Source organism: Agrobacterium cavarae, from assembly GCF_004310285.1.
GTDB classification, from domain to species: Bacteria; Pseudomonadota; Alphaproteobacteria; order Rhizobiales; family Rhizobiaceae; genus Agrobacterium; species Agrobacterium cavarae.
The window spans coordinates 77593-96566 of the sequence record NZ_SISF01000032.1; the positions used below are offsets into that span (position 1 = coordinate 77593).

The following is an 18974-nucleotide window of genomic DNA, read 5'->3' on the forward strand; positions in this document are numbered from 1 at the left end:
GAGCCGGCGAAAGTCGGCTCTTTTTTTGCCAGTTTGCCCCGGCGTTCTACAGGTAGGTCGCGATATGGGATTCGATCGGCAAATAAGGCGTCTCGAAGAGTTCCTCGCGCTCGAAGCGGCTGCCGGTCTTGGAGAAACGGGTCATCACGCAGCGACCGTCTTCCAGGATGATCGGTGCAATCATCATACCACCAGAGACGATCTGCTCGGTGAAGAAGCGCGGCATGGCAGAAAAGGCTGCGGTGGAGACGATACGGTCGAAGGTCCCCTCGCCGACTAGACCGTTGGAGCCGTCGGCCTGACGGATCACAACGTTACGAATGCTGAGATCATCCATCCGGTTCTGTGCCGCTTGAACCAGCGTCTTGTAGCGCTCAACCGAGAGCACGCGCTCGACTCTGCGCCCAAGCACGGCCGTCATGAAGCCGCTTCCGGTGCCGATTTCAAGCACGCGCTGGCCTGGCTTAACCTGAAGCCGGGAGACGATCTTCACCGCCATATCGGCACCTTCCATGAAGGCCCCGCAGTCGATCGGGATGGTGCGGCTGGAATAAGCATCCGCCGCAAGCGGTGCCGGGACGAAGAGAGAGCGTGGCGTCTGCTCGACGGCGGTCAGGAGATCGAGATCGGAAATGCCTTCGGCCCGCAGCCTCAAGACGAGAGCGGCAAAGCCTTCTTTCTCCACCATGGGGGATTTCAATCGTTCACTCCGAATCCAAGTGCCTTGGCGATCCGATCCTTGACCGTGTAGTCGGTAAGGTCAAGCTTGAGAGGTGTTACGGAAATCTGGTTGTTCTTGACGGCATGGATATCCGTGCCTTCCATGAAGGTGCCAAGCCGCTCCCCGAAGCGCAGCCAGTAGTAAGGAAGGCCGCGGCCATCCTGACGCTGCTCCACCGTCAGCCCGAAATCAAGCTTGCCTTGCCCCGTGACGCTCACGCCCTGCACGTCTTTCGGCGCGCAATTGGGGAAGTTGAGATTGAGGAATGTGCCATCCGGCAGATCGATCTCGCTCAGCTTGCGAATGAGATCCGGCGCATAGGTTTCAGCGACCTCCCAGGGAACGATCCGCTCGGCATTGCCCGTATAGGCGTAGGCCTGGCTAAGCGCAAAGGAACGCACGCCTTGCAGCGTACCTTCGATAGCGCCGGCAATCGTACCCGAATAGGTCACATCATCGGCCATGTTGGCGCCGGAATTGACACCGGAGAGAACGAGATCGGGCTTGCCGGGAAGAACTTCACGAATGCCCATGATCACGCAGTCTGTCGGCGTGCCGCGAAGCGCGTAGTGCTTGTCGGAGATCTTGCGCAGGCGAAGCGGTTCGGAAAGCGTCAGGGAGTGTGCAAGACCGCTCTGGTCGGTTTCCGGTGCGACGATCCAGACATCGTCCGACAGAGTGCGGGCAATGCGCTCAAGCGCTGCCAGCCCCTCGGCATGGATACCATCATCATTGGTCAGCAAAATCCGCATGGTCTTCTCCCTCATCGGTTCGTTCTACAACACACAGCGCCCGTCTCCGCTCAACCAAATGTCTTGCTGGACGACGCTCTCCTCCGGGCAGAGATGAAGTACTCCTGCGCCGTCGAAGCAGGAGTCGATATCGAAGCTCAGGCTGCCTTCTCGATCCGAGTCAGGCCACCCATGTAAGGCAACAACACGTCCGGAATGGTCACCGAGCCATCGTCGTTGAGATAGTTTTCCAGAACCGCGATCAGGCAACGTCCGACGGCCGTGCCCGAACCGTTCAGCGTATGAACGAACTTCGTAGCCTTGTCGCCCTTACCGCGATAGCGCGCATCCATACGCCGTGCCTGGAAGTCACCACAGACGGAGCAGGACGAGATTTCGCGATAGGTGTTCTGGCCTGGAAGCCAGACTTCGAGGTCATAGGTCTTGCGCGCGCCAAAGCCCATATCGCCAGTGCACAGCGTCATGGTGCGGAAATGCAGGCCAAGGCGCTTCAGCACTTCTTCGGCGCAGGCCGTCATGCGCTCATGCTCGGCGATCGAGCTTTCCGCATCGGTGATCGAGACGAGTTCGCACTTCCAGAACTGGTGCTGGCGCAGCATGCCGCGCGTATCGCGACCCGCAGAGCCCGCTTCCGAACGGAACGATGGGGTGAGCGCCGTGAAACGAAGCGGCAATTTCTCCTGATCGAGGATTTCGCCACCAACCAAGTTTGTCAGCGTCACTTCAGCGGTCGGGATCAGGTATCGTCCATCCGTCGTCTTGAAGAGGTCTTCTTCGAACTTCGGAAGATTGCCCGTGCCATACAGCGTTTCGGCGCGCACCATCAGCGGCGAAGACACTTCTGTGTAGCCATGCTCGCGGGTGTGCAGATCGATCATGAACTGACCAAGCGCGCGCTCCAGTCTAGCAATCTGGCTCGTGAGAACCGTGAAGCGCGAACCGGAAAGCTTTGCCGCACGGTCGAAATCCATGTAGCCAAGCGCTTCGCCGATCTCGAAATGCTCCTTGGCTTCGTGATTCCAGCCGGGTTTCTGGCCGACGACGCGGGTCACGACGTTGTCGTTCTCATCCTTGCCGACCGGCACATCGTCCAGCGGGATATTGGGAATGCGCGACAGGGCATCGTTCAACTGGCTGGTAACCTGACGGTCCTCCTCTTCCAGCTTCGGCATGCTGTCCTTGATGTCGGCAACCTCTGCCTTCAGCTTCTCCGCAAGCTCAGCATTCTTCTGCGCCATCGCCGCACCGATTTCCTTGGAGGCGGTGTTGCGGCGGGATTGCATGTCCTGCAGGGTCTGGATAACGGAGCGGCGCTTCTCGTCGAGCGCAATCAGGCTCGCGGACTGAGGTTCGGCTCCGCGCTTGGCCAGCGCCGCATCGAAAGCTTCAGGGTTGTCGCGTATCCATTTAATATCGTGCATCGTGGTTCCAGACCGTGGTTTTACGTCTTTGCTTGTTGAAAAACAAAACGCCGGGACAAGTGACCCGGCGTCTGAAGAAAGAACTCAAGAAGCCGTCACGCCTCTTCGGGACCGTCAAGCTCCCGGCCAGCGTTTTCGGCAGCGCGTTTCTTCTCCACGAGTCGAGCCATATAGATGGAAACCTCGTAGAGAAGGATCGCTGGCAAGGCAAGACCGATCTGGGACATCGGATCGGGTGGCGTCAGAACGGCGGCCACGACGAAGGCAGCGACGATCGCGAATTTGCGCTTCTCTCTCAGCCAGTCGCTGGTCAGCAATCCGACACGCGCCAGAAGCGTGGTCACGACCGGCAGCTGGAACACGAGACCGAAGGACAGAACCAGCGTCATGATGAGGCTGAGATACTCCGACACCTTCGGCATCAGTGAAATTGCGACCTCGCCGTCTTCCGGCAGCTGCTGCATGGCGAGGAAGAACCACATGACCATGGGTGTGAAGAAGAAGTAGACCAGCGCGCCGCCAAGCAGAAACAGCAGGGGCGATGCGATCAGGAACGGCAGGAAGGCAGCGCGCTCGTTCTTGTAGAGACCAGGCGCGACGAATTTGTAAAGCTGCGACGCAACCACCGGGAAGGAGATCACCATGGCGCCGAACATGGCAACCTTGATCTGGGTGAAGAAGAATTCCTGGGGGGCCGTATAGATCAGCGAGGACTTGGCGACGTCCAGCCCTGCCCAGATCACCGCCCACTTGTAAGGAATGACGAGAAGGTTGAACAGGTGCTTGGCCATGGCGAAGCAGGCCAGAAAGGCCACGAAAAATGCTCCCAGCGACCAGATGAGCCGCGTGCGCAATTCCATGAGGTGTTCGATAAGCGGCTGCGGCTTATCCTCGATATCCTCACTCATGCTTCATCCTTCTTGGCCTTGGCCGTTCGTGCTTTCTTGGCTGGCTCGGCAGCCATGGAGGCGTCGGGCTTGGCGCGCGCCGCCTTCGGCTTGGGCGCGGTAGCCAATGCGACCTTCTTATCCGCCGCCTTTGCTGACGTCTGTTTCGCAGCTTTGGCCGCAACGTCCGTCAGCGCAGGAGAAATTGCGGGCTCGGCCTGCATTTCAGCGACGGACGAGACCTTCGGCTTCTTCGCATCGGCCTTGGCCGAAATCGTGCGCGGAGCGCGTTTCGGCTTGGCAGCGACCGCCTCGGCTTCGACTTCCTGCGTGGTTTTCGCGGCAGCCTTGCGGCTCCGCTTCGGCTTCTCGGCAACCGGATCTACGACCGGCGTTGCTTGCGCCACAAGGGGCGCTGGAGCCATCGGTGCGGCGGCGATCGGCGCAGGCGTCAAAGCAGGCGGCGGCGCGTCGGGCAACGTCATCTCCGGACCCGACAGGGTGACATCCGGCGCATCGACCGGGGCGCTGGTTGCCGGTCCGGACGGCGTTGCCGCCTTCTGCAGATCGGAGCGGATGTCATTACCGAGCTGACGCAAAGGGTTCATCGCATCGCGCAGGGAATTTGTGGGGTTGAGATTGCGGACATCGGCGATCGTCTGGCGCACGTCGTCCATGTCGGCCTCTTTCATGGCCTCATCGAACTGCGCGCGAAAATCACCCGCCATCTTGCGGAAGCCGGCCATCGTCTTGCCGAAGGCACGGATCATGGGCGGCAAGTCTTTCGGGCCAACAACCACGATCAATACGATCGCAATCACCAGCAGCTCGCTCCAGCCGATATCAAACATCAAAAAGCTCCCGACACGCGCAACAACGCGCCATGATCCTCAAGTCCCGACGACCAGGGCAAAGACGTGACCGTCCTACCCCGGATCAATTACTTGATCTCGTCAGCCTTGTGATCGACCGTCTTGGCATTGACATTGGTGTCGGCAGGCGGTGGCGTGGCATCGTCATCAGCCATGCCCTTCTTGAAGCTCTTGATACCCTTGGCGACATCACCCATCAATTCGGGAATCTTGCCCCGGCCGAACAGAACCAGCACGATCACCAGAACGATCAGCCAGTGCCAAACACTAAAAGAACCCATAACGCAAACTCCCTGAATTTTGCTTTTAACGATGTAAGCCGTTTGAATGGCTTTTTCAAACAACAAAATGGCTATTCGACAAAGTAAGGCAGCGAGAAATGCTGTGATGCAGCAGCATATCGACACATCTACGTGATCGCTGTGCACCCGCAACAAAATCAATCGTCTACGTCGCCACCGCGGGGGGCAAGCAGCCCCAGTTCTTCGAGGTCGAGCTGCGTGATCGGGTCCTCGTCCTCGGTCAATTCGTCGCTCATCGACGGCACGGGAATGCCGAAATTCGGCGGAATGCGGCCGGACAGCAGCCCCGCTCCCTTGAGTTCATCGAGGCCCGGCAGGTCGCGCAACTCCTCGAGACCGAAGTGATCCAGAAACTCCACCGTCGTTCCCATGGTCACTGGACGCCCAGGGGTGCGGCGGCGCCCTCGAAAGCGCACCCACCCCGCCTCCATCAGCACATCCAGCGTGCCGCGCGAGGTCTGAACACCGCGTATATCCTCGATCTCGGCGCGCGTGACGGGCTGATGATAGGCGATGATCGCCAGTACTTCGAGTGCCGCACGCGAAAGCTTCTTCGGTTCCTTTTCATCGACATGGATGACAAAGGAAAGATCGCCCGCCGTGCGGAAGGCCCAGTTGCCGCCGACCTGCACGAGATTGACGCCGCGTGTCGCGTAGACCTGCTTCAGCCGGTGCATCATAGGCGGGACATCGACACCGCGCGGAATGCGCTCAGCGATGAAGGCTTCCGACACGGGCTGCGCTGAGGCGAAGACCAGGGCTTCAGCAATGCGCTCCGCCTCTCTTTCAAGACGCTCCGCAACCGTGCCGCCGCCGATCTCTGCACCCTCGTCAGAAACGCCGCCGTCAATATCCACATCATTCGACATCATCGGCCCTTTCAGAACGTTCCCGCGCTCTACCAGAGCCTTTACGCATGAAGATCGGTTGAAACGCTCCATCCTGGCGAATCTCCAGCGATCCTTCCCGCACCAGTTCCAGCGACGCTGCAAAGGCACTGGCAATGGCGGTGGCGCGCATTGAGGGATCGGGAACATATTGCAGGAGATACCGGTCGAGCTCCGTCCATTCACCGATTTCACCGAGCATAGAGGTCAGCAACTCGCGCGCTTCCACCAGCGACCAGACCTGGCGTTTCTCGATCGTCACCTGCGTGATCGCCTGGCGCTGGCGAAGCGTCGCATAGGCGCTCAGCAGGTCGTAAAGGCTCGCCTCGAATGCAGACCGACTGCGATGGGGAATATGCTCCGGCGCACCACGGGCGAAGATATCGCGGCCGAGTTGATTGCGGTTCACCAGCCTCTCGGCGGCGTCGCGCATGGCTTCCAGACGCTTGAGGCGGAAGGCCAGCGTTGCAGCCATTTCCTCGCCGGTCGGGCCCTCATCCTTGCTCTGTTGCGGGATCAGCAGCTTGGATTTGAGGAAGGCGAGCCAGGCCGCCATAACCAGATAATCGGCGGCAAGTTCGATGCGGACCCGGCGCGCGGTTTCGACGAATTGTAGATATTGCTCCGCCAGCGCCAAAACGGAAATGCGGGAGAGATCGACCTTCTGAACGCGAGCCAGGTGCAGCAACAGATCGAGCGGGCCTTCGAAGCCCGCCACATCGATCATCAATGCCGCCTCGCCTGTCGCACGCTCCGGCGTCACATCCTGCCAGAGCTTGTCCATCGGCGTGCCGCCGCGCGATTTCTCTGCTGCCATTGTCTCGTCTGTCGGGCCTTTCGCTGGCGCTCTGCCCGCTCAGCGGATCAGGCAACCGCCAGCATGGCGTTGAATTCGTCTCTCAAGCTTGCCTCATCGGCATCGTCTGCAGCGGGGAAGCCCGCTTCTACGGCCTTGGCGCGTTCCAGTGACCGGCCGGTGAGAGGGGGAACTTCCTTCACGACCTGAAGCATTTCACTCATCACGCCGTTGCAATGCAAGACTATATCGCAACCGCCCGCAACAATATTGGCCGCGCGCTCGCCAAGCGTCCCCTTCAATGCATTCATCGAACTATCATCCGACATCAGCAGTCCGTCAAAACCGATGCGTCCACGGATAATCTCGTCGATCACTTTGCGGGACGTCGTGGCTGGGCGCTCAGGATCGATGGCATTGAAAACAAGATGCGCGCTCATGCCCATCAGTTCCTTGTTCAAGGCACGGAACGGGACAAAGTCGTGCACATCGAGATCATCCAGCGGCACGTCCACCACCGGTAGTTCATGATGCGAATCCACCATTCCGCGTCCATGGCCTGGAATGTGCTTCATCACCGGCAGCATCCCGCCGGCCTTCAGACCGTCAGCGGCCGCCTGCCCCATTTCCGAGACCATCTTCGGATCGAAGCCGTAAGCGCGGTTGCCGATGACATTGCTTGCACCTTCCACCGGAACATCGAGAACGGGCAGGCAATCCACATTGATGCCAAGGCGCATGAGATCGAAGGCGTGCAGGCGCGACATCAGCCAAGCGGCGCGCAGACCCTGTTCACGATCGCGCAGATAGATTGCGCCCAAGGCATGGGCGTTCGGGTAGGACTGGAGGATCGGTGGGCGGATGCGTTGGACCCTCCCACCTTCCTGATCGATCAGAACCGGCGCGTCCGGGCGACCGACCGCCTCACGCATGGAAGCCACCAGATCGGTAATCTGCTGCGCGTCACCAATATTACGACCGAAGAGAATGAAACCCCAAGGCTGCTCCGCCTTGTAGAGGGCGATCTCCTCCAGCGTCAGCGTCAAGCCGCTGCAGCCAAGGATCATAGCTTTCGATTCAGTCATGGTATGGGTCCTGTCGATGAGGGCACGTGCAATCGATATCAGTTACGAAAAAAGCCGGGACGGCGTGACCATCCCGGCTTTTGGATTTGAGTTTCGCGATCAGCGGGCGACGAGGCAGCTGCCGCCAGCAGAGCGGAAGCGTTCGCACAATGCCGCCGCTTCGTTCTTGTCACCAGCGGGGATGCGAACACGGTAGAACGTGCCCTTGCCGGCAATTTCGGCAGCCTTGATGTCTACACCACGTCCACCGATGACAGAGCCGAACTTCGCCGACATGTTCTGATAGGACTTCTGCGCTTCTGCCTGGCTCGGCAGAGATGCGATCTGGATGTAATAGCCACCCGAAGACGGCGTGCTGGTTGCCGCTGCAGGAGCAGCGGATGCAGTCTGCTGAGCGGGCTGGGCCGGTGCCGCCGGACGGACGTTACCCTGATTGGTCACGGTGGCAACCACGTTTGCAGGCTGGCTGGACGGACGGGCCGCTGGAAGCGGTGCAGCCGTTTGGGTCTGGGCCGGCTGAGCCGCGGCAGGTGCCGGACGAGCCGAGGTCTGCGCTGCCTGGGCATGCTGCTCCGGCGTCACGGGAACACGAGAGGTGGCGAGTACCGATGGTGCCTTTTCCGTGGTTGCCGGAGCCGCCAGTTCTTCGACCTTATCCTGCTGTGGTGTTTCAGCCGCAGGTGCCGGCACTTCCTGTGCAACAAGCGTACCGTCCGGCTTGACAATCATGGTGCGCACCTTGCGGGGCGAAACATTCACGCCGGACTGACCGTTATGTTCTGCGGTCTGGGTGTTCTCGCCACGGGAGAGCAGGCGCGGATCTTCCGTTTCGCCAACCGGCGTGGACGTACCGTCCTGCATCTGGTCGGCTTCGTCTTCCATCGGAAGCTGCTCAGGAATGAGCGTGCGCTGCACGACATCCACAGGCTCTTCATTGGTCGAGATCAGCGATGGCTGCTTGGGGTCGGACGGTGCGGCACCGGCAACGCGATCATAAACCGCCTTGTCCTGGTTCGGTACGACGCGACCACCCGGATTTTCCGGCACAACCTTCGTTGGCTCACTATCGGCGGAGATAATCACCGGCGCGCCGTTCGAACCCATGTGGGAGGAACCGCCACCAATCAGCGCGTAGGTGCCGCCACCGACGAGAAGGAGACCGACAGCCGCTGCCATTGGGACGAACCAACGACGGGCACCGCCTTCGCGCTCATCCTCGGCATAACGAACCTGCTGCTCTGGAGCGGCATCTTCGCGTGTCTGCGACCCGAGGCGGCCTTCTGCCGCCTCCTGCATGCTGCGGCGGAAGTCCTGCTCCAGCGCACGCTCGAACTCGTCTACCTCTTCCTGTGTCGGCTGAGGCTGTGCCTGACGCGGCGCTCCATTCTTGTGACGATCAAGACCACCGGAAGCAGGCGAGGCAAACAGCGAGGCAAGCTCGGTGTCGAGATCGAGATCTTCTTCCTGACGGCGCGCAACCGGCTTCGGCTCGAAAACGCCAACGGGCAATTCCGGAACGTCCAACTCGGTGATGGTTTCAGGCGCATCCTCGGTCTCACCGATCTGGCTCGGATCGAAAGGCAGGCTTTCCAGCGACGCGACAGGTGCAACTGGTTGCTGCGCTGCAGGACGACGTTCCTCGTAGCGCGCACGCTCAACGACCGGCTGAGGCTGCGAGCGGGAAGCGACAGGTGCAGCGGCGACAATCGGTGCCGCAGCTGGCTTCGGCTGCATGACTGGCGCCGACTTTGGGGCAGGCGCAGGTTGGGCGGCAGGCGCAGCCGGGGCGACGGGTGCAGGTGCCACTTCGATATTGGCGATCTCGGACAAATCGATGTCAAAATCGATATCCTCAAGCGCAAGCTCGAAATCAGAGTCGTTGAAAGCATCGAAGTCATCGGCAGCAGAAGGGGCTGCGATGGGAGCCGGTGCTTCAGCGCGAGGCGCTGGCGCGACCGGTGCAGAGATACGCTGGGCTGGAGCGACAGGGGCAGCAGCGACCGGCGCAGGCGCGGCAGGCGCCGAGACAACCGGTTGCGGTGCGACTGGCTTTGGTGCCGCAACAGGCGTTTCGAAAACAGGCTCTGCGCGGACGGGTGCAGGCGCTGGCTTGACGGCCTGGGCTTTGATCACCGGCTCGACGGCTGGCAAGATCGGGGCAGCCGTGACGACCGGCTCCATTCTGGCAACAGGCGCAGCAGCATCGACGCTCTTGTTGCTGATCTCGTAGCGTGCAACGTCATAGATCAGCTCGTCCATGGCGGACATCTTCTGACCTGCGAGCACATCGGCGGTCAATTCATCGGCGACAGGCGCGCGTGGTTCAACGGCTGGGATCGCCGCTGGAGCAGGCTGCGGCTGAGCCTTCGGAGCGACAGGCGTCGCCCGGGTCGTGCCGAAATTGGCAAGCGGCAACCGCAGGCTGGAGAAATCGAGCGAGGACTTGCGCAGCGATGGCGCGGTCGGCTGGAGAGAGGGCGCGTCATCGGCGACCGACATTTCCAGTTCGCTGGCGAGATCGATCGCCGTCTCTCCGGATGTCTCCGCCATGCGCTCCCAATCCGGCTCCTGAACAGGGGCTGGCTGGTACTGCGCGGCTGGCTGCGGCGCAGCGACCGGCTGCTGCATCTGGACCGGCTGTTCGTAAGCGCGGGGCTCAGGTGAAAGAGCAGCAGGAACCGGAGCTTCTACGACGGCCTCGGGGGCCGCGGCATAGGCCGGTTCACGGGGTTCTGGTGCTTGGTCGCGATGATTGACATCAAACACAGCAGCGACCGAGTGTGGGTCGTCGCTGAAATCGTCTCTCAGATCGGAACGGGGTGCTGGTGCAGCGTGCTCCGTGACCAGATAGTCTTCATGGCCCGCAGGGACTTGTGGCGCAACCGGCTCGACCTCGGGCTCGCGGCGGGAGAACACCGATTCAACCCGCTGCATGAACTCGTTGACCGGAACGGGCGCGCGCACGTCGTTGGCGGGATCCAGCGCGATGGGCTCGTGGCGCGGCGCGTCATAGACGGCGAACTCGCGAAGCAGCTCATCCTCGAGGTTGAATTCCGGCTCCCGGCGCGCGGCAGGCGGCGCAGCGTTCTGCGCAGCCAGGGGAGCGACATGGGGAGGACGATCCTCTTGCGCGACGAGTTGCGCCAATTGAGCCAGGGGATCGTTGTCAGCGAATTCCTGCGACCGAGAGTCTCGGTTATACGCGACATTTTTTTCGACCATTACGTGTTCCACCATCTACGCATCACAGCACTTGCCAGCGTATTGTGAGCAAATAATGGTGAGGGATGTCATCGCATCTCGTCAGGCGCATCCGCTCCCAAAAGCGTCAATCCGGACTTCAGCACATTTGCGACAGCACTCACCAGCCCTAGTCTGGCAACGCTCAATTCTCGGTTTTTATCGTTAACAAAACGTAATTCCGGCTGATCTTTACCTTTGTTCCAGTGTCCATGGAAGGAACTGGCCAGATCGTAGAGGTAAAATGCCAAGCGATGCGGCTCATGATTCTGTGCCGCAGACTCGATCAGACGGGGATATTCCGCCAGCTTTGCGATCAACTGCAACTCATTGACATCGTTAATCAAAACCGATCCGGAAGAAAGAGCGGAAACGTCCAGATCCAGCCCCGGAAACGCCTCGTTAGCCTGCCGGAAAACCGACTTGCAACGGGCATGAGCATATTGCACATAAAATACCGGATTGTCTTTAGATTGCTCGGTTACCTTGGCAAAATCGAAGTCCAGAGGCTCCGAATTCTTCCGGTAGAGCATCATGAATCGCACCGGATCGCGTCCGACTTCGTCGACGACGTCCCGCAATGTAACGAAATCGCCGGAGCGTTTCGACATCTTGACGGGCTCGCCATCACGGAAAAGTTTGACGAGCTGGCAGAGCAGCACGGTGAGCTTCGACTTGCCTTCGGAAACGGCGCGCGCAACCGCCTCCAGACGCTTGACGTAACCGCCGTGGTCGGCACCGAGCACATAGATCATCTCGGAGAAGCCACGATCGTACTTGTCCTTGAAGTAGGCGACGTCGGCTGCAAAGTAAGTATAGGTGCCGTCTGACTTCATCAGCGGGCGATCCATATCATCACCCACCTCCGTCGAGCGGAAGAGCGTCTGTTCGCGGTCTTCCCAATCTTCCGAAACCTCGCCCTTCGGCGGCGGCAGCGTGCCCTTGTAGACGTGACCCTTAAAGGTCAGGTCGTTGATGGCAGAAAGAATCGGGCCGGCATTACCAGCATGAAGAGTCCGCTCGGAATAGAACACATCGTGCTTGACGTTCAATGCCGCGAGATCCTCACGGATCATCGCCATCATCGCATCGATTGCCTTGTCCTTGACGATCGGCAGCCACTGTTCTTCCGGCATGGTCCGAAGCTTGATGCCGTACTCATCCGCCAGTGCCTTTCCAACGGGAACGAGATAGTCGCCGGGGTAAAGACCGGGCGGGATCGTGCCGACGTCTTCGCCGAGTGCTTCGCGGTAACGCAGGAATACCGACTTCGCCAGCACATCGATCTGCGACCCGGCATCGTTGATGTAGTATTCCTTGGTCACGTCATAGCCGGCAAAGGAGAGCACGTTCGCCAGCGTATCACCAACGACAGCGCCGCGGCAGTGACCGACATGCATAGGCCCTGTCGGATTGGCGGACACATATTCGACGTTGATCTTCTTACCCGTTCCTACCGTGGACCGGCCAAAATCCAGACCTTGCGAAATCATGCCGGCCAGCAGCCGCTGCCAGTAGCCGACCGATACGCGAATGTTGATGAAACCGGGACCGGCAACATTGACGCTATCGACATCGGCATCCTGCTCAAGGGCCGGAACGATCAACTCGGCCAGCGCGCGGGGATTGGTGCCGAGTGGCTTTGCCAGCACCATGGCCGCGTTGGTCGCGACATCGCCATGGCTTGGATCGCGTGGCGATTCCACGGTGACACGGCCAAAATCGACAGCATCGCGATGGGCTTTGACGAGATCGATCGTCTCGAGAGCTTTTTTGATTCGTGCGTCAAAATCGGCAAAAAGGTTCATGGTCATCTACCTGCGCGAAGGGCTTTCATTCATTTAGTATTGGCTTCGCAATTGCGCGCTGCCTATCGCAAATCGGGGGTATGGTCAAACAGCCGCTGGTGTGTTCTCAGGGCATAACTGTCTGTCATGCCGGCCAGATAATCGCCAACATGGCGGGCTCTGGCAGCCTCGGTCATGCCGGGAATGCTGTCCACCCAGTAGTGGCTTTGCATCTCCGCTGGCGTTTCCATGTAGCGATGGAAAAGATCGGTGACGATCTGTGTCGCGCCTGCGCGTATGCGCATGATGTCCGGGTGGCGATAGATATGTCCGAAGAGCAGCTTCTTGATCTGCTTGTCGGTCTCAGCCATCGGCGGCGAAAAGGTCGCGATGGTGCGGTCGGCGGCGCGAATGTCGGCCGCACTTTTCGGCTTTAGACTGCCAAGATTCTGTTGCGCAACGCCTATCACATCTTCAACCATTCGCGTGATCTGACGGCGCATGATCTCATGTGCGAAGCGATCGTCATCGAGCGACGGGTATTTTGCCCGAACTTCGGCCATCAGGCTTGAGAGAAACGGCACTTCCTCCAGCATATCGAAGGTCAGATAACCTGCACGCAGACCATCGTCGATGTCATGCGTGTTATAGGCAATGTCATCGGCAATGGCGGCGACTTGCGCCTCCAGGCTGGCAAATGTGCCGATCTCCAGATCCTGCAGCTGGCAATATTCGAGGATCGGCAGCGGCACAGGACCATGCGTCCCGTCACCCGCCGCATTCAACAACGGGCCATTATGCTTGACCAGACCTTCAAGTGTTTCCCAGGTCAGGTTGATGCCGTCATATTCGGCGTAGCGCCGCTCGAGCTTGGTGACGATGCGCAGTGACTGGGCGTTGTGATCAAAGCCGCCATAGGGTTTCAACACCGCATCCAGCGCATCTTCACCGGTATGACCGAAGGGCGTGTGGCCAAAGTCATGCACCAGCGCCACGCCTTCCGCCAGATCTTCATCCAGCTTCAGGGCACGGGCAAGAGCACGGGCAATCTGCGCCACTTCGATCGTATGGGTCAAACGCGTGCGGTAGTGGTCACCATCGGGACTGATAAACACCTGCGTCTTGTGCTTGAGGCGCCTGAAGGCCGTCGTGTGAACGATGCGGTCGCGATCGCGCTGGAACTCGGAGCGCGTCAGGCTGGAGGTCTCGGGAAACAGGCGCCCGCGCGTCGTCCATGGATCGGCGGCATAGACCGCTCTCTCTCCGCTACCAAAACCCAACGCACGCTGATCGATAATCATCTCTGTCCTGCCATCGGCCCATTGACCTTTTACACTGCCCTTCATACCTATCGCGAAGGTTGCCGCAAAGCGCGTTTGCTGGTGGTAACGCTATAGACGGTGAATTTGACTGGTTTATAATCGGTCTTACACAGAACTTTGCTCTCCGGTTCTTGACCCCGGTTGGAGAAACGACATGACCACAGACGTTACACTCTCTGAATCCGCTGCGAAACGAATCGCCCAGATCGTCTCCGCCGAGGCGGGCAAGCAGGCGCTCCGCGTATCCGTCGAAGGCGGCGGCTGTTCGGGCTTTTCCTATAAGTTCGACCTCGACGGCGCCCCGACCGACGACGATATCGTCATATCGCGCGGCGACGCAAAGGTGCTGATCGACAGCATGTCGATCGTCTACATGGCCGGTTCTGAAATCGATTTTGTCGACAACCTGCTCGGCCAGTCTTTCCAGATCAAGAACCCCAACGCCGTTGCCAGCTGCGGTTGCGGGACCAGCTTTTCGATTTAGAGCGCTTCCTGTTGAAACAGTGAAAACCGGTGGCTTTCGCCGCCTCATCGAGTAAAACAGGGTCCAAACGGAATGGAACCTGCGATGAAGATTGCCACCTGGAACATCAACGGCGTCAAGGCGCGCATCGAAAACCTCTGCGAATGGCTGAAGGATTCGAGCCCTGATATTGCCTGCCTTCAGGAAATCAAATCCGTCGATGAAAACTTTCCGCGCCTCGAGATCGAAGCGCTGGGCTACCATGTGGAAACCCACGGCCAGAAAGGCTTCAATGGGGTCGCGCTTCTCTCCAAGATGCGCCCCGATGAGGTCAATCGCGGCCTGCCGGGTGACGATAGTGATGAACAGGCGCGCTTCATCGAAGGTGTGTTTTCCGTGCAGGGCGGTGTCATCCGCGTCTGCTCGCTCTATCTGCCGAACGGCAACCCGCCGGATGATCCGGTGAAGTATCCTTACAAGCTGGCCTGGATGGAGAGGCTGCGCCGCTTTGCCGAAGAGCGGATGCAACTGGAAGAGCCGTTGATTCTGGCCGGCGACTACAACGTCATTCCTGAGCCTTTCGACTGCCATGACCCAAGGGTATGGGCCGGCGACGCCCTGTTCCTGCCGCAGACACGCGCCGCTTTCAGAAGGTTCGAAAATCTTGGCCTCACCGATGCCACCCGCGCCACCTCCGACGAGGCCGGGCTCTACACGTTCTGGGATTACCAGGCAGGCGCTTGGCAGAAGAACAACGGCATCCGCATTGACCACCTGATGCTGTCATCGGAGGCAGCGGACAGGCTGCATTCCGTCTCCATCGAGAAACATGTCCGCGCCTGGGAAAAGCCATCCGACCACGTGCCGGTCTCCGGCTACTTTGACTTCGAAGCAGCCTGACATCGCGGCGTATAAAATGGGATGAGGCCGGACGCGATCATCTCACGCCCGGCCCCGTGCCTCGTTAGTCTCGGAAGAGACTGCAGGTCAGAACTCTTCCCACTCGCTCTTCATGGCCACCGCTGCATTGCCGCGGTATGGCGATACGGTCGGCCTCCTCACTGGCGCATGATGCTGGGAGTTCGCTGCTGTCTGCGCCGGTGCAGTTGGACTGCTCCCCGTCTTGAAGCGGGCCACGAGATTGCTGAGGTTGACTGCCTCGTCAGCAAGCTTGCTGGTCGCCGCTGTGGATTGCTCTACCATCGCCGCGTTCTGCTGGGTCGTCTGATCAATCTGATTGACGGCGCCGTTCACTTCGCTGAGGCCGGTGGACTGCTCTTTCGAGGCGGTGGCAATCGAATGAACATGTTCATCGATTTTCCCGACATGGTCCCGGATCGCTTCCAGCGCCCCACCGGTCTCTGTCACGAGCGATACGCCGGCAGTCACCTCATTGCGGGATCTGACGATCAGCGTCTTGATGTCCTTCGCCGCTGTTGCTGACCGTTGGGCAAGCTCCCGCACTTCCTGCGCCACGACAGCAAAGCCCTTACCAGCCTCGCCGGCACGGGCGGCTTCCACACCCGCATTCAATGCCAGAAGATTTGTCTGGAAGGCGATCTCGTCAATGACATTGATGATGTTGCCAATCTCATTGGATGCCTGCTCGATGCGCCCCATAGCCGAGACGGCGTTCCTGACGACATTGCTCGATTGTTCGGTGCTCTGGCGGGCCTGCGCAACCATTTCGGAGGCTTCGCTCGAGCGGGCGGTGGAGTTCTTCACGGCCGACGTGATTTCCTCGAGTGCCGCTGCCGTCTCTTCAAGCGAAGCCGCCTGCTGTTCGGTGCGTTTCGACAAGTCGTCAGAGGCGATGCGCAGCTCGCCCGCCCCGCTCCTGATCATGTCGATTGCGGAACGGACCTCCATCATCACGGAGCGAAGGCTGTCCATCGTTGCGTTGACGTTGCGCTGCAGTTCGAGAAACACACCACGGAAATCACCCTGCATCGATTCCGTCAGGTCGCCATCCGCAAGCGCCGCAACCACGCGGTTGGTTTCTGCCACACCGCGGTCGACCGATGTGACCAGTTCGTTGACGCTGAGCGCGAAGCGATTGAGGTCCGGGTTCTCATAACGCTTGCTGATGCGAGCGGAGAAATCACCCGCAACCGCAGAAGAGACGACTTGGGCGATATTGCTCTGTAGATCCGCATTCTGCTCCTGGAGTGCGGCCTCCTGAGCCGCAAGATCACGAACCCTCACTGCATTTTCTTTGAACACCAGAACAGCTCTGGCCATATCACCGACCTCGTCCTTATTGTCGGTGTAGGGGATCGCGACGGACAAATCACCGTCCGCCAGCGTCTTCATGCAATCGGTGGTTCTGGTAATCGGCGTCGCAATGGCCCGGCGGCCAAAGAAGGCGGAGACGATCATCAGCAGAACCATGAGGCCTGAGAGAATGATGGTAATCGTGGACGCAAGCGCCTGAAGCTGCCGGCGTTCTTCATTGGCCGCCTCCGATCTCGCTTTCGCGTCATTGACGATCTCATCAGCCAGCGATGCCAGTTCAGCGCTCGCATTTTTCAAGGGAGGAAGCTGCTGAGAGATATCGGCGTTTGCGGCACGATCGGTCGCGAGCTTTCCGACGTCAGCGCTGTATTTTGCGAGCACGTCGGAAATTTTCTGAGCGCCTTCCTTATTGCTGGAAGCAACCATCGCGGCTGTTCCAAGCTCAAGATATTTGACTGCCGACTCATGGCGTTTTGTCGTGTAGTTCTGCGCGTCTTTCAGTTCAGTCGGCGTTGACGCTAACCTTATGTCTGCCACACCGATTTCCATGCCTCGCAGCGAGGCCTTCATGTCCACCATGTTGCGGGCGAGGTCAGCCTGAACGCGCCCCTTTGAGACAGCGGCGTCCACGGATTGAGAGAGAAACCAGCCCGTCACCGAAGCAGTCAGAACAAGGACAACGCCCGTACCTGACATGAGGGCGAGTTTGGTACGAATGCGGGAAAAATCCAACGCCATAGCAGCGTCCCATTGACGAAAATTCACGATGACAGGACATGCTTTGTGGAGCAACGCGGGCGCGATTCATTCAGCCCGCAAGAGTAGAAGGAGACACGAAAGCAACCTATGGTCGCTCTCTATGTTTAATATAACGTTATTGTGAACGACTAAGAGTTCGCTGAAATAGAAAGCCTGGAAATTGGACGGAGGTCTGCTTAATCAGCATCCCCGGAGGAGATGTTGCGTGCAAGTTGAATTGCGACGCGACGGTCATCCTCAGCGGCGACAGAGAAAGCCTGCTCCTGAAGGTTTTGTATCCACACACAGTTCGCGGCTGCGCATTTGTCCAGCGCGGCGGTCATGAAGGCCAGTCCTCGAACGGTCTGTCCTTCCTGGAACAGCAGATTGCCGAAGATCGACATGGCGCCGGCATGACCGTGCTTGCGAGCCTGGTTCAGCCACTTCTTCGCCTGTTGTGCATCCGCACGACCGCCTTCGCCCGCGAGGATCATCTGGGCCAGTTGAAACTGCGCCTCGGCCACACCGAAGGTCGATGCGACCTGGAAATAAAGCTGGCGTGCCTGGCCAAGATCCATCTTCACAGGGCTGCCGGGAATACCGTGCCGGTAATAATCGGCGAGAGACAGCAACGCATTGACGAAAAAGCCCGTGTCTTCCGAACCGGGCTCCACGCCCTGGCTGGCAATCTCGCTGTAAATCTTGAAGGCTTCAAAGTCGTTCTTGGCGACGCCATCACCATAGGCGTACATATTGGCAAGAGCCCAGCGAGAGCCGGTATGACCCTTTTCAGCCGCGTAGCGATACGCCTCGACAGCATCTTCCTTCTTGCCATTCTTGTAGGACTTGAAGCCGAACTTGAAGAGATCGAAAGGGCCCGATTCCTTGGTAACGCCTGAATTGATATCGAATGCCAGAACCGGCACTGAAAGCGATGCGAGCATCAGCCCCAGACATAGCGGTTTCAAAACGTTGATGTCACATCTCAGCATTTCAACGAACTTCTCTCACTCTTCCCGCACATGGCGAAGGCGAACCTTACGTCCATAGCGGGCCGCGATCTCTCAACACACTGCGTCGTTCCGGCAACAGCTTTCAATGTGCTGCCGGTGGTCCTGAGCGGTAATACATCAGCAATCTCATGAGCACAGGTATAAGCACCGTTTCCGGCAACATCACGGCGTCTGTTTGCCGTCTGGACTCCACCAAACAAGCTTTGACGGGACCAACCCATCTTTACTTGCTTAAAGCCTGAATCCGCACCTGTTTTCACTTCCACCACTTCCGCAGCACCACTTTTGATGTCTGCATATTCTTCTATTCCCGCGCCGTCGACAGCACTCAAGCACATGCTTTGTGGCGGGAAATGGACAAATACGACCACATTCTTACGCTACGTGAAGGTTGCAGGAATTTGTTGCCAAATCGTCACAATATTGCCGATCGGCAACAAAAAAACCCGGCCG

17 protein-coding genes are annotated in these 18974 nt (G+C 59.1%); 2 read left to right on the forward strand and 15 right to left on the reverse strand.

Translation table 11 applies throughout. The annotated features are described in order from the left end of the window. Nucleotides 1-46: 46 nt before the first annotated feature. The 12 genes from EYC79_RS16380 to EYC79_RS16435 all read right to left on the reverse strand — a co-directional run bounded on the left by EYC79_RS16380 (nt 47) and on the right by EYC79_RS16435 (nt 14051). Nucleotides 47-700: a protein-L-isoaspartate(D-aspartate) O-methyltransferase gene (locus EYC79_RS16380; protein WP_162744222.1), complete on the reverse strand. Its 654-nt coding sequence runs from the start codon at nt 698-700 to the stop codon at nt 47-49. Beyond that, nucleotides 697-1473, reverse strand: coding sequence for a 5'/3'-nucleotidase SurE (gene surE / locus EYC79_RS16385; protein ID WP_130978655.1), 777 nt, complete (start codon nt 1471-1473; stop codon nt 697-699). Before surE ends, EYC79_RS16380 begins: the two co-directional genes overlap by 4 nt. Before the next feature lie 137 nt (nt 1474-1610). Continuing rightward, nucleotides 1611-2894, reverse strand: coding sequence for a serine--tRNA ligase (gene serS, locus EYC79_RS16390; protein WP_112953950.1), 1284 nt, complete (start codon nt 2892-2894; stop codon nt 1611-1613). A 95-nt stretch (nt 2895-2989) separates the two neighbouring features. Further along, on the reverse strand, nt 2990-3802 hold the full coding sequence (gene tatC, locus EYC79_RS16395; protein ID WP_062424262.1) for a twin-arginine translocase subunit TatC: 813 nt from the start codon (nt 3800-3802) through the stop codon (nt 2990-2992). Beyond that, nucleotides 3799-4632 carry a Sec-independent protein translocase protein TatB gene (gene tatB / locus EYC79_RS16400; RefSeq protein WP_130978656.1) on the reverse strand — a complete coding sequence of 278 codons (834 nt, stop codon included), beginning with the start codon at nt 4630-4632 and terminating at the stop codon, nt 3799-3801. The genes tatC and tatB overlap by 4 nt, the downstream gene beginning before the upstream one ends. A gap of 89 nt (nt 4633-4721) precedes the next feature. After that, nucleotides 4722-4934, reverse strand: coding sequence for a twin-arginine translocase TatA/TatE family subunit (locus tag EYC79_RS16405; RefSeq protein WP_062424260.1), 213 nt, complete (start codon nt 4932-4934; stop codon nt 4722-4724). A 158-nt stretch (nt 4935-5092) separates the two neighbouring features. Continuing rightward, nucleotides 5093-5824 carry an SMC-Scp complex subunit ScpB gene (gene scpB / locus EYC79_RS16410; protein WP_205654428.1) on the reverse strand — a complete coding sequence of 244 codons (732 nt, stop codon included), beginning with the start codon at nt 5822-5824 and terminating at the stop codon, nt 5093-5095. Next, a complete protein-coding gene (locus EYC79_RS16415) occupies nt 5814-6659 on the reverse strand; it encodes a segregation and condensation protein A (protein ID WP_062424259.1) in 846 nt (281 codons plus the stop codon). The genes scpB and EYC79_RS16415 overlap by 11 nt, the downstream gene beginning before the upstream one ends. Before the next feature lie 47 nt (nt 6660-6706). Continuing rightward, nucleotides 6707-7723, reverse strand: coding sequence for a beta-N-acetylhexosaminidase (gene nagZ / locus EYC79_RS16420; protein WP_130978658.1), 1017 nt, complete (start codon nt 7721-7723; stop codon nt 6707-6709). A 99-nt stretch (nt 7724-7822) separates the two neighbouring features. Continuing rightward, entirely contained in the window at nt 7823-10945 is a 3123-nt protein-coding gene (locus tag EYC79_RS16425) for an SPOR domain-containing protein (protein ID WP_130978659.1), read from the reverse strand. Between the two features lie 68 nt (nt 10946-11013). Further along, nucleotides 11014-12771, reverse strand: a complete 1758-nt coding sequence (gene argS / locus EYC79_RS16430; protein WP_062600573.1) for an arginine--tRNA ligase — start codon at nt 12769-12771, stop codon at nt 11014-11016. 62 nt (nt 12772-12833) lie between these two features. Beyond that, nucleotides 12834-14051, reverse strand: coding sequence for a deoxyguanosinetriphosphate triphosphohydrolase (locus tag EYC79_RS16435; protein WP_130978660.1), 1218 nt, complete (start codon nt 14049-14051; stop codon nt 12834-12836). A 175-nt stretch (nt 14052-14226) separates the two neighbouring features. Between EYC79_RS16435 and erpA the strand changes: the two genes are divergently transcribed. Both erpA and xth read left to right on the forward strand, forming a co-directional pair. Then, on the forward strand, nt 14227-14556 hold the full coding sequence (erpA, locus tag EYC79_RS16440) for an iron-sulfur cluster insertion protein ErpA (RefSeq protein ID WP_062599987.1): 330 nt from the start codon (nt 14227-14229) through the stop codon (nt 14554-14556). Between the two features lie 84 nt (nt 14557-14640). Further along, complete coding sequence (xth, locus tag EYC79_RS16445; RefSeq protein ID WP_062441952.1) at nt 14641-15435, forward strand: exodeoxyribonuclease III; 795 nt, start codon at nt 14641-14643, stop codon at nt 15433-15435. Nucleotides 15436-15522: 87 nt separating this feature from the next. On the opposite strand, the gene EYC79_RS16450 is transcribed toward xth, so the two are convergent. The 3 genes from EYC79_RS16450 to EYC79_RS16460 all read right to left on the reverse strand — a co-directional run bounded on the left by EYC79_RS16450 (nt 15523) and on the right by EYC79_RS16460 (nt 18853). Continuing rightward, nucleotides 15523-17508, reverse strand: coding sequence for a methyl-accepting chemotaxis protein (locus EYC79_RS16450; RefSeq protein WP_130978661.1), 1986 nt, complete (start codon nt 17506-17508; stop codon nt 15523-15525). Nucleotides 17509-17705: 197 nt separating this feature from the next. After that, nucleotides 17706-18500, reverse strand: coding sequence for an exopolysaccharide production regulator ExoR (gene exoR / locus EYC79_RS16455; RefSeq protein WP_062424253.1), 795 nt, complete (start codon nt 18498-18500; stop codon nt 17706-17708). Further along, nucleotides 18494-18853 carry a hypothetical protein gene (locus EYC79_RS16460; protein ID WP_130978662.1) on the reverse strand — a complete coding sequence of 120 codons (360 nt, stop codon included), beginning with the start codon at nt 18851-18853 and terminating at the stop codon, nt 18494-18496. Before EYC79_RS16460 ends, exoR begins: the two co-directional genes overlap by 7 nt. Between the last annotated feature and the right edge of the window lie 121 nt (nt 18854-18974).

Excerpts from the sequence above, each read along its gene's own strand:
- tatB (WP_130978656.1), bottom strand. The coding sequence starts at position 4,632 with ATGTTTGATATCGGCTGGAGCGAGCTGCTGGTGATTGCGATCGTATTG.
- EYC79_RS16450 (WP_130978661.1), bottom strand. The coding sequence starts at position 17,508 with ATGGCGTTGGATTTTTCCCGCATTCGTACCAAACTCGCCCTCATGTCA.
- argS (WP_062600573.1), bottom strand. The coding sequence starts at position 12,771 with ATGAACCTTTTTGCCGATTTTGACGCACGAATCAAAAAAGCTCTCGAG.
- surE (WP_130978655.1), bottom strand. The coding sequence starts at position 1,473 with ATGCGGATTTTGCTGACCAATGATGATGGTATCCATGCCGAGGGGCTG.
- scpB (WP_205654428.1), bottom strand. The coding sequence starts at position 5,824 with ATGTCGAATGATGTGGATATTGACGGCGGCGTTTCTGACGAGGGTGCA.
- EYC79_RS16435 (WP_130978660.1), bottom strand. The coding sequence starts at position 14,051 with ATGATTATCGATCAGCGTGCGTTGGGTTTTGGTAGCGGAGAGAGAGCG.
- EYC79_RS16405 (WP_062424260.1), bottom strand. The coding sequence starts at position 4,934 with ATGGGTTCTTTTAGTGTTTGGCACTGGCTGATCGTTCTGGTGATCGTG.
- EYC79_RS16415 (WP_062424259.1), bottom strand. The coding sequence starts at position 6,659 with ATGGCAGCAGAGAAATCGCGCGGCGGCACGCCGATGGACAAGCTCTGG.
- nagZ (WP_130978658.1), bottom strand. The coding sequence starts at position 7,723 with ATGACTGAATCGAAAGCTATGATCCTTGGCTGCAGCGGCTTGACGCTG.
- serS (WP_112953950.1), bottom strand. The coding sequence starts at position 2,894 with ATGCACGATATTAAATGGATACGCGACAACCCTGAAGCTTTCGATGCG.
- tatC (WP_062424262.1), bottom strand. The coding sequence starts at position 3,802 with ATGAGTGAGGATATCGAGGATAAGCCGCAGCCGCTTATCGAACACCTC.
- erpA (WP_062599987.1), top strand. The coding sequence starts at position 14,227 with ATGACCACAGACGTTACACTCTCTGAATCCGCTGCGAAACGAATCGCC.
- exoR (WP_062424253.1), bottom strand. The coding sequence starts at position 18,500 with ATGCTGAGATGTGACATCAACGTTTTGAAACCGCTATGTCTGGGGCTG.
- xth (WP_062441952.1), top strand. The coding sequence starts at position 14,641 with ATGAAGATTGCCACCTGGAACATCAACGGCGTCAAGGCGCGCATCGAA.
- EYC79_RS16425 (WP_130978659.1), bottom strand. The coding sequence starts at position 10,945 with ATGGTCGAAAAAAATGTCGCGTATAACCGAGACTCTCGGTCGCAGGAA.